We start from the raw sequence: 15,132 nt of genomic DNA, 5'->3' as shown, positions 1-15,132 counted from the left end.
TCCAGTACGGTGGGCTCCGTGCCCCGGACCAGTGCCCCTCCCCGCCGCAGCCGCCTCTTCCGTGCCACGGCCGCCTTCGCCGTGCTCGTGGCCCTGGCCGGTTATCTGGCCGTGCAGTACCTCTCGGGTCACAAGGGTGCGCCCCGCTGCACCGTGGGCGCGCCCGACGGGGGTGAGGGGCGCACGTACGAGATGAGCCCCGACCAGGCCGCCAACGCCGCCACCATCTCCGCCGTGGGCACCACGCGCGGGCTTCCGGAACGCGCGGTGACCATCGCGCTGGCGACCGCGTTGCAGGAATCCACGCTGCGCAACATCGACCACGGCGACCGGGACTCGCTCGGGCTCTTCCAGCAGCGTCCCTCGCAGGGGTGGGGGACGCCCGAGCAGATCATGGACCCGGTCTATTCGTCCGGGGAGTTCTACGAGCACCTCGCCGAGGTACCGGGCTACTCGCGGCTGCCGCTGACGGTCGCGGCCCAGCGGGTGCAGAAGAGCGGGTTCCCCCAGGCGTACGCCAAGCACGAGCCGGATGCCGCGCTGCTGGCCGCGGCGCTGACCGGTCGCTCGCCCGCGTCGCTGACCTGCTCGCTGCCGGTGGCGGCCGACGGCCCGGGGGACGCGGCCGAGGTGCGGTCAGGCCTGGTTCGCGCCTTCGGGAAGGGGGTGCTGCCTTCCACCTCGGCGGCGGGCGCCTCCGCGGCGGGCACGGTGTCGGTGCCCGTACGGGCCGAGGGCGACGCCACGTCACGGCGGGGCTGGGAGCTCGCCCACTGGGCGGTCGCGCAGGCCGGCTCCCTGCGGATCGAAGAGGTCTCGTACGCGGGCCAGGTATGGACCACCGACACGGGATGGCGGACGGAACGTAAGGAATCGGGCACCGATACGGTCCGAATGCGGCTCGCTCAGTAGTACGGCCCGTCATCCGTAGGGGCCGTACGACACCCTCGCGCGCATCGCTCCCGCCACCCCTTCCGAACCCCCGCCGTTCCGTCGGATCACCTTGGCTGCAACGGGAAGTGACGGTTCATCAGGCGGACGGGAAATGCGCTGTCCGCCCGGGTTCCCTTCTTGCGGATTATCTGACGCATTACCCAGTCTTTACCTCGGTGGCCCGCAACCTTCCCTGCCCCAAGACCGGTTGTTCAGTGCGTCCGATCACCGGACAGGCGGATTCCACATCCGTCGCGAACCGTTGACGTCCCGTCGAAGGAGCATCATGTCCCTCCCCCTGACCCGCAGGATCGCCCGTGCCGCGCTGCTGATCGCCGCAGGTGCGGCCCCCGTGGTCGGCGCGGCCGGTGCCGCGGGCGCCGCGGGGCTCCCGCAGACCCCGGCACTCGGCGGCCTCACCTCGCTGGACGGCGCCGGAGTCAGCAGCACGCTGGACTCGACCGCGAAGCAGGGCTCCGAGGTGGCGAACGAGACCGGCGGCAAGGTGGTCGGCACGACCCTTCCCGCCGCGGGCAAGACCCTCGAGAAGGCCGGGACCGTGGCGGACGGCGAGCTGGCGGAGGACTCCCTCCCGATCAAGAGCCTGCCGACCAAGGGCCTGCCCACCAAGGGCCTGCCGATCGGCTGATCCGCCACGGACACGCGCCGCCGAGGCCGCGCGAAGGGGCCTCGGGAGTGCGCACTCCCGAGGCCCCTCGGCACATCCCGGCACAGCCGTCCGGCTCAGGACAGGCGCTTGACCGCCGCGTCCACGCGCTCGTCCGATGCGGTCAGCGCCACCCGCACGAAGCGGTCCCCGGCCGGCCCGTAGAAGTCGCCCGGCGCCACCAGGATGCCGAGCTCCGACAGGTGTGCCACGGTCTCCCAGCACGGCTCGTCCCGGGTGGCCCAGAGGTAGAGGCTCGCCTCGCTGTGCTCGATCCGGAAGCCGTGGGCCTCCAGCGCCGCCCGCAGCGCCGTGCGGCGCCGCGCGTAACGCGCCCGCTGTTCCGCGACGTGCTCGTCGTCGCCCAGCGCCGCGACCGTCGCCGCCTGGACCGGGGCCGGCGTCATCATCCCGCCGTGCTTGCGGATCTGGAGCAGCTCGCCGAGGACGGCCGCGTCACCGGCGACGAAGGCAGCGCGGTAACCGGCCAGGTTGGAGCGCTTGGAGAGCGAGTGGACGGCGACGATGCCCTCGTACGTACCGCCGCAGACATCGGCGTGGAGCACGGAGACGGGCTCGGCCTCCCAGCCGAGCTCCAGGTAGCACTCGTCGCTGAAGACCAGCACACCGTGCTCGCGCGCCCAGGCCACGATCCGGATCAGTTCGTCCTTCGGCAGGACGCGGCCCGTCGGGTTGGACGGGGAGTTGAGCCAGAGCAGCCGGAGGCCCTCCGGGTCCAGCTCCGTCGGGTCGTCGTAGACGACGGGCTCGGCGCCGCAGAGTCGCGCGCCGACCTCGTACGTCGGGTAGGCGAGCCGCGGGTAGGCGACCTTGTCGCCCGCGCCGAGACCGAGCTGGGTCGGCAGCCAGGCGACCAGTTCCTTGGAGCCGACGACCGGCAGCACGTTCTCGTGCGTCACGCCGACCGCGCCGAGCCTGCGCTCCGTCCAGCCGGTCAGGGCGTCACGCAGCGCCTCGGTCCCCCACACCGTCGGATAGCCGGGGCTGTCCGCAGCGGCGACCAGCGCCTGCTGGATCAGCTCGGGCACCGGGTCGACGGGGGTGCCGACCGACAGGTCCACGAGACCGTCCGGATGGGCCACGGCCGTCGCCTTGTAGGGCGCGAGCTTGTCCCAGGGGAAAACCGGGAGTCGGGAGGAGACGGGAACTGCTGCGGACACGGAACTCTGCTTTCTCGTACAGGGGCGTGGGGCCCGGGAAACACCTCGGTCCCGCACGGTGACAAGCCGTACGGGACCGGGCGGCGCTCGTGCGGCCGCTTACTGGTTCTGCGGCGGCAACGCGGCGATGAACGCGTGGTCGCGCTCGATGAGACCCAGCTTGGAGGCGCCACCCGGAGAGCCGAGGTCGTCGAAGAACTCGACGTTCGCCTTGTAGTAGTCCTTCCACTCCTCCGGGGTGTCGTCCTCGTAGAAGATGGCCTCGACCGGGCAGACCGGCTCACAGGCTCCGCAGTCGACGCATTCGTCCGGATGGATGTACAAGGACCGTGAGCCCTCGTAGATGCAGTCGACGGGGCACTCTTCGATGCAGGCCTTGTCCTTCACGTCGACACAAGGCTGCGCGATGACGTAGGTCACGCTGTCGTTCCTCCTCGGTAGGGCGTTGGCTCTCGCGCGGGAGCGCGGCGTCGTCGATGCCCGCCCCTAGTATCTCCGTTCCGGGGCACGAACCGAACAGGAGGGGCGAAGAGAGCTGTGGAATTCACTATCGGCGGACGACTCGAGGTTCGCTTGATGCCCACTGACGTGGGCAAACGGGTATCTGTACGGCGCGTCGTCGGTACCCCGGGCCAAGGCGCGAAGTTCACCGACACGGTCGGGGTTCTCACATCGTGGGACGACGAAGTGCTGTCGGTCACGACGAAGAGCGGCGAGATCGTCCGCATCGCGGAATCCTCCCTGGTGGCGGGCAAGGTGGTCCCCCCGGCACCGGCGCGGCGCCGCGGCCCCGCCGCCTCCTTCGCGGAACTCGCCCTCGCCACCGCGCGTGCCTGGCAGCCGGTGGAGAGCGAGCCCCTGGGTGACTGGCGGCTGCGCGCGGCCGGCGGATTCACCCGCCGCGCCAACTCCGCTCTGCCGCTCGGCGATCCGGGTCTCCCGGTCGGCGCGGCTCTCGGGCGTGTCCGGGACTGGTACGGCGAACGCGGCCTGCCCGCCTACGTCCAGACCGCCACGGGCGCCGAGGGCACGCAGGAGAAGCTCTGTGCGGACCTGGAGGAGCACGGCTGGCGGCGCGAGGTGTCGGCAGAGGTGCGGATCGCGGCGCTGGCGCCGGTGGGCGACCTGGACACGGACATCTCCGTCGTACGGATGTCCCGGGAGCCGGACGCCGCGTGGCTCTCCCGTTACCAGCGCTTCGAGACCCCGGGGGCCCACGTCCTGAAGGTGTTGGGCAGCGGGCCGTCGGTGTGGTTCGCCTCCGTCCCGGGCGACGACTCGGCGGGGCCGCCCGCCGCGATCGGGCGTTGTGTGGTGGACGGCCGCTGGGCGGGCTTCATGGCCGTCGAGGTCGGCCCGGAGCACCGGCGCCGCGGTCTCGCCACGGCAGTCATGACGGCGCTGGCCCGCACCGCGCTCGACGAAGGCGCCTCGGCGGCGTGGCTCCAGGTCGAGACGGACAATGAAGGTGCCCGTGCGCTGTACGACGGCATGGGCTTCGCCACCCACCACCGCTACCACCACTTCCGGTCGGCGTAGCGGAGACAGCAGCAGGGGACACGTGTCACACATGAGCGCCGAGGATCCCGACAGGGCCGGACGACGGCAGCGGTTCGCGGAGGAGGCACGCGCCGAACGGCCGGACCTCGCGCTGCTGTGCCTGCTGCTGGGGGCCGAGGCGTCCCCGGTCTCGCCCGGGGACGCCGATCCGTGCGGCGTCGACGCGGCGCAGATCGAGCTCGACCGGCTGGCCGGACTCCTCCCCTACGGTGCGCGCGGCGCACGCGTATGGGCGTCCGCCCTCGCCGAACTGCTCGGCGAACGCTGCGGTTTCGCGGGCTCCTCCCAGGATTACCAACGCCTCGACTCGTCCGTGCTCCAGCAGGTGCTGCGTCGCCGCAGAGGGCTCCCCATCCTGCTGTCCGTGGTCTGGATCGAGGTCGCGCGGAGGGCGGGGGCACCCGTGTACGGGGTGGCCCTCCCGGGCCACTACGTGGTCGGTTTCGGTGACCCGGCCGAGCGGGTGCTGGCCGATCCCTTCGCCGGTGGTGCCCCGCTGAGCGGCGAGGACGCGGAGCTGATGGTGACGGGGGCGACCGGCCAGCCGCTCGATTCGTCGACGCTGGTGCCCGCACGGCCGCTGGAGACGGTGCTGCGGATCCTGAACAACATCCGGGCCTGGGCGGCCGCGCGCCCCGAGCGTACGGACGTGGCGCTCTGGGCTCTCGAACTCTCCCTGCTGCTCCCCTCGCACCCGGCCAGGCTCCGCTACGAGCGGGCCCAGCTCCTCGTGCAGCGCGGGGAGTTCCTGCGCGGCGCGGCGGAGATGGACGAGTACGCAGAGATCGTCGACGGCATCGAGCCCACGGCGGCCGAGGCCATCCGCCACCGCGCCCAGGCCGCCAGGGCGCTGCTGAACTGACGGCGGGACCCGGGAGCGTCCCTCCGGGGCGGACCGGATGCCGGGCCGCCGAAGGACCGGCCGGCGGACGGGCGCATCCGGCCGGCTCGGCCCCGGCCGGATGGGGACTCGGCCAACTGCGGACACGGCCGGATGCGGAACATCGACTCATCAGGACCGGCCCCTGCCCGCCGCATCCGGCGCGGAAGTACCGAGCGATCACCCTGTGAACTCAAGCGCGGGGCCAACTGAACCCAAAGCATCCCAATCGCCGTACTGCCGAGGCCACTTGTTGCCCACGCGACATTCAACCGAGGCTCCTGACGCACACATCTTGACGTGTCCAGTGCAACAGCGGTTACATCGGCGGCAGCGAGAGAGCGCTCTCTCGCTGTTCTCGAGGTTCCGTCGTGCCCCTACCACGACCCAGGAGACGTCATCCATGCAAGTTCCCCCCACGTGCACCGCACCCCTCACCGCCCCACGCCGGCACCGCCGCTCCAGGGCGCTCGGTTTCGCCGCGCTCGCCGTGTCGCTGCTCATGGCCTTCCCCACAGCCCAGTCGGCGTTCGGCGACGAGGCCGAGGAGTTGCCCGGAGGCGGTGACCTCGGCCCCAACGTGCTGGTCTTCGACCCCTCGACGCCGAACATCCAGGCCAAGGTCGACGAGATCTTCAAGAAGCAGGAGTCCGCGCAGTTCGGCAGCGACCGCTACGCACTGATGTTCAAGCCGGGAACCTACGACAACATCAACGCGCAGATCGGCTTCTACACCTCCATCGCCGGGCTCGGCCTCAAGCCCGACGACACCACCTTCAACGGCGACGTGACCGTCGACGCCGGCTGGTTCAACGGCAACGCCACCCAGAACTTCTGGCGCTCCGCCGAGAACCTCGCCCTCAACCCGGTCAACGGCACCAACCGCTGGGCCGTCTCCCAGGCCGCCCCCTTCCGCCGCATGCACGTCAAAGGCGGCCTCAACCTCGCACCCGACGGCTACGGCTGGGCCAGCGGCGGCTACATCGCCGACAGCAAGATCGACGGCCAGGTCGGCCCCTACTCCCAGCAGCAGTGGTACACCCGCGACAGCTCCATCGGCAGCTGGGGCAACGGCGTCTGGAACATGACGTTCTCCGGCGTCGAGGGAGCCCCCGCCCAGAGCTTCCCCGAACCGCCCTACACCACCCTGGACAACACCCCGGTCTCCCGCGAGAAACCCTTCCTGTACCTCGACGGCAACACCTACAAGGTCTTCGTCCCCGCCAAACGCACCAACGCGCGCGGCGTCTCGTGGAACGGCACCCCGCAGGGCGAGTCCATCCCCCTCAGCCAGTTCTACGTCGTCAAGCCCGGCGCGACCGCTCAGACCATCAACGCGGCCGTCCGCCAGGGCCTGCACCTGCTGTTCACCCCCGGCGTCTACCACGTGAACGAGCCCATCGAGATCAACCGCGCCGACACCGTCGCCCTCGGCCTGGGCCTCGCCACGATCATCCCGGACAACGGTGTGACCGCGATCAAGGTCGGCGACGTCGACGGCGTCAAGCTCGCCGGGCTCCTCGTGGACGCCGGGACCCAGAACTCCTCGGTCCTCGTCCAGGTCGGCCCGGAGGGAGCGTCGGCAGACCACTCCGCCAACCCGACAAGCCTCCAGGACGTGTTCGTCCGCGTCGGTGGCGCGGGAGCCGGCAAGGCGACCACCGCCATGGTGATCAACAGCGACGACACGATCATCGACCACACCTGGCTGTGGCGCGCCGACCACGGCGACGGGGTCGGCTGGGAGACCAACAGGTCCGACTACGGCCTCCAGGTGAACGGCGACGACGTGCTGGCCACCGGCCTGTTCGTCGAGCACTTCAACAAGTACGACGTCCGGTGGTCCGGCGAGAACGGGAGGACGATCTTCTTCCAGAACGAGAAGGCCTACGACGCCCCCGACCAGGCAGCCATCCAGAACGGCGACACCAAGGGCTACGCCGCCTACAAGGTCGACGACTCCGTCACCACCCACGAGGGCTGGGGCATGGGCAGCTACTGCTACTACAACGTCGACCCGACCATCCGCCAGCACCACGGCTTCCAGGCCCCGGTGAAACCCGGAGTCAAGTTCCACGACCTGCTGGTCGTGTCCCTGGGCGGCCAGGGCCAGTACGAGCACGTCATCAACGACACCGGATCCCCCACATCCGGCACATCGACCATCCCGTCCCAGGTGGTGTCCTTCCCATGACACGGTGAGGGACGGGGCCCGGCCGCACACCCGCGCGGTCGGGCCCCGCCCTGCTCGGGCCCCGCCGGCACGCGCCACGCGTGGCGTGCCGGCCACGCGCCACGGCCCACGGACCACGGGAGGGCAGCGTGCGGCAGGCAGGCCCCGCAGCTCGTTCTCCTGGGTCACCGTGCCACCCGGGCCGGACGACAAGCGGCTCGCGCCACCACCCCGCCCGGGACCTCGTGGCGGGCGGCCCGCCCGGGCCCGGTTGCCGGGCACGGCGGGCGGCGGCTTCCCCGCACCCCGGCGCGGGAGCCCGGAAGCGCCCAGGTGTCCGGGGGCCCGCATCCGATCGCCGTACACGACGCCGCCCCTGCCCGGGATTCCGGGCAGGGGCGGCGTCACCGGTGCAGCGGGGCCGGTCAGCCCTCGCCGTTCAGGTTGATCGCGACGGTGCGCTCGGCCGGGGTCTTGCCCAGCAGGGCGCCCTGCATGGCCTGGGCCACGTCGGTCGAGCTGACCTGGTGCTTCTTTCCGTCGCCCTTGGTGATCATGACGCCGTCGAAGACACCGTCGAGCAGGGTGTCGATCGCCTCCCTGTCATAGACCGCGACCAGCTTGCCGTCGACAGGCTTCATGGACAGGATCTGCGGCAGGGACCTCGCGGGACCGAAGTCGATCTCCTTGGGCCCGGCCTTGATGGTGATCAGCCCGGACATCGCCGGCTCCGCGAACTCCTTCATCGCCCGGTCCAGTTCGGCCTTGGTGATGGTGGGTTCCGTGGCGGCCACGGGCAGTTCGACGACGGCAGGCTCACCGGTCTGGACCTGAGCGCGGTACGCGTCGCGTACGGAGATCAACGACCGGTTGACGTCCAGCGACTTCCCCGATTTGCCGGGGACGGCCACGGCCTTGTTCGGCTCGAACTTGATCGTGCCGTCGTTGGCGGAACCGGAGACACCCGCCAGGTCGCTCAGAGCCACCCCGAGCTTCTCCTCGTCGACCGGGATCACCGGGTCGGCAGGGCGTGCCCCACCGAACAGGGAGCCGATCACCGAGACCGGGTTGTAGTCGCTGCCGGCGGCCCCGCGAACGGTTTCCTGGCTGTCCAGGGTGAGACCGGCCTTGTCGGGGGCGAGCTTCTCCTCCTTGCCGTCCACGGACAGCCGGAGGGGCGCCTGGGCGCGCTTGCCGAGGGCGGTCTCGAGCTTGGTGACCGCCTCCTCCTTCGTGCCGCCGCCGATGTCCACGCCGAGCACGGTGGTGCCCTTGGGGACCTCGGAGTGGTTCATCAGCAGACCGGCGCCGTAGGCCACTCCGAACAGCACGAAGACACCCACCCCCAGGAGGACCAGCTTGGAGCGGCCCTTCTTGGCGGGCGGCGCGGCCTTCGGAGCGGGCCGGGGCGCGGGAGCTGGTGCCGGGACGCCCGCGTCGGCCGGTCCGCCGCCCATGGGGCCGTCGGGCGGCCGGATCCCGCCGGGTCCACCCGGGAACACCGAGCGGGGCTCCGAGGGAATGACGGGGATACCGCTGGTGAGAGTGTCGCCGGAGACATGGCCGCCCGGGCCGGGCCCAGGGGCCGGAGCCTGCGGCGTCAGGATCGCGGTGTCGTCCGACATCCGCGGAGGTACGCCGCCGGGTCCGCCCGGCCGGGGACCGGACGGGCCGCCGGGGGCCTGGCCCGGGCCGCCGGGCAGGCGGTCGAGGTTCGGCGTCAGGGCGGAACTGCCGGTGGCCGGGCCGGTGGTGGGACCGGAAGGACCCGGCCCGCCGGGGGGCCTCATGCCGGGGTCCGGCGCGGGCCGTGGACCGCCGTCCAGGTCGTCCAGGGCGCTGCGGCCCGGGCGGGGGGCGCCGCCCCGGTCGCCGGGCTGCTGCGGACCGTCCGAGAAGTACGGCAAATCCGTGCGGGGCGGTGTCGGACCGGAACCACCTCCGGCACCCGAACCGCCTCCGGCACCGGAAGGACCGCCGGAGGCGGGACCACCCGGGCCCTGCCCGGGACCGGGCGCTCCCCCTGCCGAAGCGGCGGGAGCCGCGTCCGCGCCGGGGACGGGGGCCGGGGTCTTGCGCGGGGCGAACCAGTCGCTGCCGCTCTTCTCCCTGGCCGGCTTCTCGGCCGGGGACTCGGCGGCAGGGCCGCCGTCCCGCGTGTCCGGCCCGGCGCCGGGCGCACCGCCGGACGACGGCGCGGGTACGCCGGGCCTCGGGGTGCTGCCGGTGCGCTCGGTGTCCGGACGGCCGCCGGACGGATCCGTGTCACTCATCGGCGTACGCATGACGACAGGCGGGATCGGACGCGATCCCGGGATGTTGATCCGGATACGCGTCGTCAGCGTGGTCTCTGTTCTGGGCTCCTCGGGCTGAGGCGGATCCGCAGGCTCCGGAGTCCCCTCCGGACCGTCCTGAGACGGGTGCAGCGACGGATACTGGCGTGATCCGTACGGCGGCGTACCCGACGGGTACGCGGCTCCGCCGCGCCCCTGGGGCCCGGAGGACGAACTGTCAGTTTCACGACTCAAAGCAGGTTCTCCCGATTGGCTCCGCCGCCCGTACTTCCCCCATGCCGCAGGCCAGGGGACGGCTCGGCGCGCGCACCACCATACTGGCCGCCGCCGTAAGACTCTCCGCGCCCGGGGGAAACAAGGATGCACCCATCACCCGTCGGAGGGGCAATCCGGGAGCGGACATAGCACATCACGCGCCGGACCGGCCTGTGCCGTTGGCCGGATGAGGCAGCCGCGACATCGTGGCACACATCACAGCGACGGCCATCCCTCCGAGCATGAAGAGGGCCAGGCCGAGCTCCTCCCCGAAGACGTAATCACCCTCGGGGCGCCCTCCGAGGAGGACGATGACGGCGATGAACCAGCCCACCGCCGGTACCAGAGCGCCGAGCTGCGTCCCGGTCAGCACCCGGCCGCCGTAGAACAGTCCGGCCGAGGCGGCGAGCGCGAGCAGCAGACCGCCCGGGAAAAGGGCCGCCTGGACGAGGGTGCCGGCCAGCCCGACGGCCGCTCCCACCACCGCCAGTCCCACGTACAGGGGGACCCGCCGGGGGTTCGGGGGCGCCGCGAGTCCGGTGGGCCCGGGGCTCCTGGGCGGGGCGTTGGTACGCGGCGACTGCGACGAGGCGCGCGGCCTCTGCCTGCTGCTCATGTCTGTGCTCCCGGCGCGAGGGCCGCGTCAGGCACGCCCGCGAAGAGGTCGTGCTCCCGGGCACCATCGTCCCCGCCCGGAGCTCCCCGCACCAACTCGTAGTACTCGGTGGTGAAGACGGGCTGCCCCAGGTCGTTCGACAGTGCGAAGAACGGCCCGTCGACGGCGATCTGGGTGGCGTGCGCGCGCATCGCGGCGGTCTTCGCCGCGGCGTGGGCCGAACCGTCGATCTCCGTGGTGATCCGCGCGTCGTCCACGACACCGGGTACGTCGTCCACCGCGGCGATGCCGGGGAAGGCGTCGGGGGCCGTCTCCCGGAGCTGGGCGAAGGCCTCCTCGGCCACGGAGCGGGGCACCCGGTTCCAGTAGATCTTGGCGATGGTGTGCGGGGCCCCGGCCCCGGCGTCGTACCCGGGATCGGCTGCCAGGTCCGCGGCCCGCATCGCGACGCGGTGCGCCTGGATGTGGTCGGGGTGGCCGTAGCCGCCGTCGGGGTCGTACGTGATCAGGACCTGGGGGCGCAGGGAGCGGATCACTCCGACGAGGTGGCCGGCCGCCTCGTCGAGGGCGGCGGCCCAGAAGGCACCGGGCCGTTGATTCTGCTCGGTGCCCATCATTCCGGAGTCGCGGAACCGTCCGGGGCCGCCCAGGAACCGGTGGTCGGTGACCCCGAGTTCCCGCATCGCGGCCGCGAGTTCGCCGATGCGGTGGTCCCCCAGGCCGCCCTCCCGGTCCTCGGCGAGGTGCGCGAGGTCCGGTGGGATGACCTCGCCCTCCTCGCCGAGGGTGCACGTCACCAGGGCCACGTGGGCGCCCTCGGCGGCGTACCTGGCCATGGTGGCGCCGTTGTTGATCGACTCGTCGTCGGGGTGCGCGTGGACCAGGAGCAGACGGCGGGCGGGAACGTCCTTCATGGGACCACCCTACGAGCAGGCCGCCCCACGGACCGAACGCCCCACGGTGACCGGTGCACCCGGCGGCGCACCCGTCAGAACTTGATCCCCCCGATCATGCCTGCCACGTTCGACGTCACCTCCGAGATGGTCGGTGCGATCGACGAGCTCGCGAGGTAGAACCCGAGCAACATGCAGACCACCGCGTGTCCGCCCTTCAGTCCGGATTTCCGGATCAGCAGGAAGACGACGATCGCCAGCAGCACCACCGCCGAAATCGAGAGTGCCACGGCGGTTCACCTCCATCAGTACGGTCGGGACGGGCAGCACACATGGAGCCAGCAGGTTCATACCCACCGAGCGCTACGGATCATAACTATCCGTGCCGACGCATTGATCGGGGCACAGCAGCACGAGGGGCGCACGGACCGGCCGGCGCGGGCTAGGTTCGGGGCCATGACCTCGCAGAAGCTGTCTTTTCCCCTCCAGCACGCCCGGACCCAGCGGTTCACTCTCGGCGCACCCCGGGCCTTCACCGTCTCACCGGATGGGACGCGGGTGCTCTTCCTCCGCTCCTCGTCCGGCACCGACCGGACGAACCGGCTCCTGATGCTGGACACCGGGACGGGCGAGGAGCGCGTCGCGGCCGACCCCGACCGCCTGCTGGGCGGTTCGGCGGAGAAACTGTCACCGCAGGAGAGGGCACGGCGCGAGCGGACCAGGGAGGGCTCGGCGGGCATCGTGGGCTACGCGGTGGACGACGCGGTGGAATTGGCGGCCTTCGCGCTCTCCGGCAAGGCGTACGTCGCCGAGTTGAGGGCGGGCACGGCGCGCGCCCTGCCGGTGCCGGGTCCGGTGATCGACCCGCGCCCCTCCCCCGACGGCCTGCACGTCGCCTACGTCACCCGGGGCGCGTTGCGCGTCGTGGGGGCGGAGGGCGACGGTGACCGGCCGATCGCCGAGCCGGAGGACGCGCACGTCTCGTACGGCCTCGCGGAGTTCGTCGCGGCCGAGGAGATGAGCCGCTACCGCGGTTTCTGGTGGTCGCCGGACTCGGACCGTCTGCTGGTCGCCCGGGTCGACGACAGCGCCGTACAGCGGTGGTGGATCGCCGACCCGGCGCACCCCGGGAGCAGGCCCGCCGAGGTGGGCTATCCGGCGGCGGGGACGGCCAACGCCGAGGTCGGGCTCTTCGTGATGGGCCTGGACGGGACGCGCACGGAGGTCGTCTGGGACCGGTCCCGCTTCCCCTACCTGGCGCGTGTGCACTGGTCGTCGCACGGCGCCCCACTGCTTCTCGTGCAGGCCCGCGACCAGCGCAGCCAGCTCTGTCTGGCCGTCGACGCGGAGACCGGCACCACCCGCACGGTGCACGTCGACGAGGACGCGGTATGGCTTGATCTTTTCGCCGGGGTGCCCGCCTGGGCGCCCGACGGCCGGCTCGTCCGGGTCGCCGACGAGGGGGGCGCGCGCGTGCTCTCGGTCGGGGACCGGCCGCTGACCGGTGACCAGCTGCACGTCCAGGCGGTGCTGGACATCGGGGAGTCGGACATCCTGGTGCAGGCGGCCGCGGGGGAGGCAGCGGCGGACCCGGAGACGGGGCAGAGCCATGTGTACCGGGTCAACGAGCTGGGCGTGGAGCGTGTCAGCGAGGGCGCCGGTGTGCACTCCGCGGTGCGCTCGGGCGGTGTGACGGTGCTGGTGTCGGCGTCCCTGGACCACCCCGGCACCGCCGTGCGGGTGCTGAGGGACGGCAGGCGGACCGCCGCCGTGGCGAACCTCGCCCAGGAGCCGGTCCTGGCCGCGAAGGTTCACCTGACGGAGGGGGGCGCACGACGTATCCCGTGCGCCGTGCTGCTCCCCACGGGCTACAAGGAATCGGACGGTCCGCTCCCGGTCCTGATGGACCCCTACGGCGGCCCGCACGGCCGCAGGGTCGTCGCCGCCCACAATCCGCACCTCACGTCCCAGTGGTTCGCGGACCACGGTTTCGCCGTGATCGTCGCGGACGGCCGGGGCGCGCCCGGCCGTTCGCCCGGCTGGGAGAAGGCGGTGCGGGACGATCTCACGCTCACCCTCGACGACCAGGTCGAGGCGCTGCACGCATTGGCCGGGCGCTTCCCCCTGGACCTCTCGAAGGTGGCCATGCGCGGCTGGTCGTACGGCGGCTACCTCTCGGCGCTCGCGGTGCTGCGCCGTCCCGATGTCTTCCACGCTGCCGTCGTCGGAGCCCCGGTGACGGACTGGCGGCTGTACGACACCCACTACACCGAGCGCTACCTCGGCGACCCCGCGGAGCAGCCCGAGGTGTACGCCCGCAACTCCCTGGTGACCGACGAGGGGCTCTCCGAGCCGGCCGACGGGGTGCGGCCGATGATGATCGTCCACGGCCTGGCCGACGACAACGTGGTGGTCGCCCACGCGCTACGGCTCTCCTCCGCACTGCTGTCGGCAGGGCGCCCGCACGAGGTGCTGCCGCTGAGCGGTGTGACGCACATGACCCCGCAGGAGCAGGTCGCCGAGAACCTGCTGCTGCTCCAGGTGGACTTCCTCAAGCGGTCCCTGGGACTGCCCCGGGCGTAGCCACGGCTCACCAGCCGGGCGGCGGGGACGCGGGCGGCGGGGTGCCGGGGCCGCCGCCCTGCGGATAGCCGTAGCCCGGGTTGCCGGCCTGCGGGTATCCGTAGCCCGGGGCGCCGGCATGCGGGTATCCGTAGCCCGGGGCGCCTCCCTGCGGATATCCGTAGCCGCCGTAGCCCTCGGTCTGTCCGCCGGTGTCCTCGAACCCCCTGCGCGCCAGGACGAGCAGAGCCGTCGCCCCGGCGGAGGCGAAGAGGAACGAGGTGAGCACGACGAGCTGTTGCTCGGCCGGCGCCTCGGTGATGTTTTCCAGCCACCGGTTGTGGATGTTCCGGGCGATCCCGCAGGCGCCGGAGACCAGCAGGAATCCGGCCACGATCATGCCGAGCGGACGGGCGTGGACGGCGCGGAAGAGCGCGGTCCACGCCACCACGAGGCCAGCCGCCCCGAGTGCCACGCTGCTCCAGCCCGGTGGGGCGGCCGTCAGCCCGAGGGTGAGGACCTCTCCGCCGGTGAACCAGTCGGGGTAGAACTGGCCGGGCAGCCGGAAGTACTGGCGGGCCTCCCAGGCGATCATGACGGCCCCGGAGGTGCCCAGTGCCAGGAAGGACGTGACCCCGGCCCCGCGGCCGGGCCGGGTGGGCCGTGGCTCGTGGGCGCCCTCGGGCCGTCTGCGGCCCGCGGCCCCGGCGACGACGAGGGCGAGACCGGCGGCCAGGGTGACGAAGGTGCCGATGAGGGCCCTGGTGCGCAGTTCGTCGCTGAACCGGCCGTCCATCCAGGACGAGCCGATGGTCCAGACCCCCGGCAGCCGGAGGGCGAGGGTGACCAGTCCGGTGGCGACCAGCGTGGACGCGGCGACCGAGGAGCGGAGCGCGGCGAACAGGGCGAGGACGTACACGACGAGCAGCACCGGATCGGCCTGCAGGGTGGCGGGCAGCTCCGTCGGCCACCCGTCCGTGTAACCGGCCCAGTAGCGCAGCAGGACGGACAGGTCACCGACTGCCCGGAGATCCCGCACGATCCAGCCCGCGACGAGGGCTGCGAGCACGGCGCACAGCACCGCTCCGGTGATTCTGGCTCCCCGTGTGAGTATCACC

At 72.1% G+C, this 15,132-nt stretch carries 13 protein-coding genes; 6 read left to right on the top strand and 7 right to left on the bottom strand.

What is annotated here, in order from left to right; all coding sequences use genetic code 11:
- Positions 1 to 18: 18 nt before the first annotated feature.
- Both HED23_RS05490 and HED23_RS05485 read left to right on the top strand, forming a co-directional pair.
- The gene (locus tag HED23_RS05490) at positions 19 to 912 is read left to right on the top strand and encodes a hypothetical protein (RefSeq protein WP_203182294.1); all 894 of its coding nucleotides are present in this window, start codon (positions 19 to 21) and stop codon (positions 910 to 912) included.
- 307 nt (positions 913 to 1,219) lie between these two features.
- A complete protein-coding gene (locus HED23_RS05485; protein WP_203182293.1) occupies positions 1,220 to 1,582 on the top strand; it encodes an ATP-binding protein in 363 nt (120 codons plus the stop codon).
- 95 nt (positions 1,583 to 1,677) lie between these two features.
- Here the strand turns inward: HED23_RS05485 and dapC are convergent, their stop codons facing one another.
- Both dapC and fdxA read right to left on the bottom strand, forming a co-directional pair.
- Entirely contained in the window at positions 1,678 to 2,781 is a 1,104-nt protein-coding gene (gene dapC / locus HED23_RS05480; RefSeq protein ID WP_203182292.1) for a succinyldiaminopimelate transaminase, read from the bottom strand.
- Between the two features lie 99 nt (positions 2,782 to 2,880).
- Positions 2,881 to 3,201, bottom strand: coding sequence for a ferredoxin (fdxA, locus tag HED23_RS05475; protein ID WP_014154250.1), 321 nt, complete (start codon positions 3,199 to 3,201; stop codon positions 2,881 to 2,883).
- 117 nt (positions 3,202 to 3,318) lie between these two features.
- On the opposite strand from fdxA, the gene HED23_RS05470 reads away from it, so the two are divergent.
- The 3 genes from HED23_RS05470 to HED23_RS05460 all read left to right on the top strand — a co-directional run bounded on the left by HED23_RS05470 (position 3,319) and on the right by HED23_RS05460 (position 7,415).
- Positions 3,319 to 4,320, top strand: coding sequence for a GNAT family N-acetyltransferase (locus HED23_RS05470; RefSeq protein WP_203182291.1), 1,002 nt, complete (start codon positions 3,319 to 3,321; stop codon positions 4,318 to 4,320).
- A gap of 31 nt (positions 4,321 to 4,351) precedes the next feature.
- Positions 4,352 to 5,203 carry a transglutaminase-like domain-containing protein gene (locus tag HED23_RS05465; protein WP_203182290.1) on the top strand — a complete coding sequence of 284 codons (852 nt, stop codon included), beginning with the start codon at positions 4,352 to 4,354 and terminating at the stop codon, positions 5,201 to 5,203.
- A 421-nt stretch (positions 5,204 to 5,624) separates the two neighbouring features.
- Positions 5,625 to 7,415: a coagulation factor 5/8 type domain-containing protein gene (locus HED23_RS05460; protein ID WP_203182289.1), complete on the top strand. Its 1,791-nt coding sequence runs from the start codon at positions 5,625 to 5,627 to the stop codon at positions 7,413 to 7,415.
- Positions 7,416 to 7,819: 404 nt separating this feature from the next.
- Here HED23_RS05460 and HED23_RS05455 read toward each other — a convergent pair whose 3' ends face one another.
- From HED23_RS05455 to HED23_RS05440, 4 genes are all read right to left on the bottom strand, one after another.
- Positions 7,820 to 9,922 carry a hypothetical protein gene (locus tag HED23_RS05455; RefSeq protein ID WP_203182288.1) on the bottom strand — a complete coding sequence of 701 codons (2,103 nt, stop codon included), beginning with the start codon at positions 9,920 to 9,922 and terminating at the stop codon, positions 7,820 to 7,822.
- A 175-nt stretch (positions 9,923 to 10,097) separates the two neighbouring features.
- A complete protein-coding gene (locus HED23_RS05450; RefSeq protein WP_203182287.1) occupies positions 10,098 to 10,559 on the bottom strand; it encodes a DUF6113 family protein in 462 nt (153 codons plus the stop codon).
- Entirely contained in the window at positions 10,556 to 11,473 is a 918-nt protein-coding gene (gene mshB / locus HED23_RS05445) for an N-acetyl-1-D-myo-inositol-2-amino-2-deoxy-alpha-D-glucopyranoside deacetylase (protein WP_203182286.1), read from the bottom strand. Before mshB ends, HED23_RS05450 begins: the two co-directional genes overlap by 4 nt.
- 74 nt (positions 11,474 to 11,547) lie before the next feature.
- Entirely contained in the window at positions 11,548 to 11,742 is a 195-nt protein-coding gene (locus HED23_RS05440; RefSeq protein WP_014154257.1) for a hypothetical protein, read from the bottom strand.
- 166 nt (positions 11,743 to 11,908) lie between these two features.
- On the opposite strand from HED23_RS05440, the gene HED23_RS05435 reads away from it, so the two are divergent.
- A complete protein-coding gene (locus tag HED23_RS05435) occupies positions 11,909 to 14,035 on the top strand; it encodes a S9 family peptidase (RefSeq protein WP_203182285.1) in 2,127 nt (708 codons plus the stop codon).
- Between the two features lie 7 nt (positions 14,036 to 14,042).
- On the opposite strand, the gene HED23_RS34925 is transcribed toward HED23_RS05435, so the two are convergent.
- The gene (locus tag HED23_RS34925) at positions 14,043 to 15,131 is read right to left on the bottom strand and encodes a hypothetical protein (protein ID WP_238441850.1); all 1,089 of its coding nucleotides are present in this window, start codon (positions 15,129 to 15,131) and stop codon (positions 14,043 to 14,045) included.
- Position 15,132 lies beyond the last annotated feature (1 nt).

Origin of the sequence: Streptomyces pratensis, from assembly GCF_016804005.1 — a bacterium.
In the GTDB taxonomy this organism is placed as follows: Bacteria; Actinomycetota; Actinomycetes; order Streptomycetales; family Streptomycetaceae; genus Streptomyces; species Streptomyces pratensis_A.
This window is presented reverse-complemented; position numbering and strand designations above follow the sequence as displayed.

What these genes read in the sequence shown, in the direction of transcription:
- HED23_RS05485 (WP_203182293.1), top strand. Translation starts at nt 1,220, where the DNA reads ATGTCCCTCCCCCTGACCCGCAGGATCGCCCGTGCCGCGCTGCTGATC.
- HED23_RS05450 (WP_203182287.1), bottom strand. Translation starts at nt 10,559, where the DNA reads ATGAGCAGCAGGCAGAGGCCGCGCGCCTCGTCGCAGTCGCCGCGTACC.
- HED23_RS05435 (WP_203182285.1), top strand. Translation starts at nt 11,909, where the DNA reads ATGACCTCGCAGAAGCTGTCTTTTCCCCTCCAGCACGCCCGGACCCAG.
- HED23_RS05460 (WP_203182289.1), top strand. Translation starts at nt 5,625, where the DNA reads ATGCAAGTTCCCCCCACGTGCACCGCACCCCTCACCGCCCCACGCCGG.
- HED23_RS05465 (WP_203182290.1), top strand. Translation starts at nt 4,352, where the DNA reads ATGAGCGCCGAGGATCCCGACAGGGCCGGACGACGGCAGCGGTTCGCG.
- mshB (WP_203182286.1), bottom strand. Translation starts at nt 11,473, where the DNA reads ATGAAGGACGTTCCCGCCCGCCGTCTGCTCCTGGTCCACGCGCACCCC.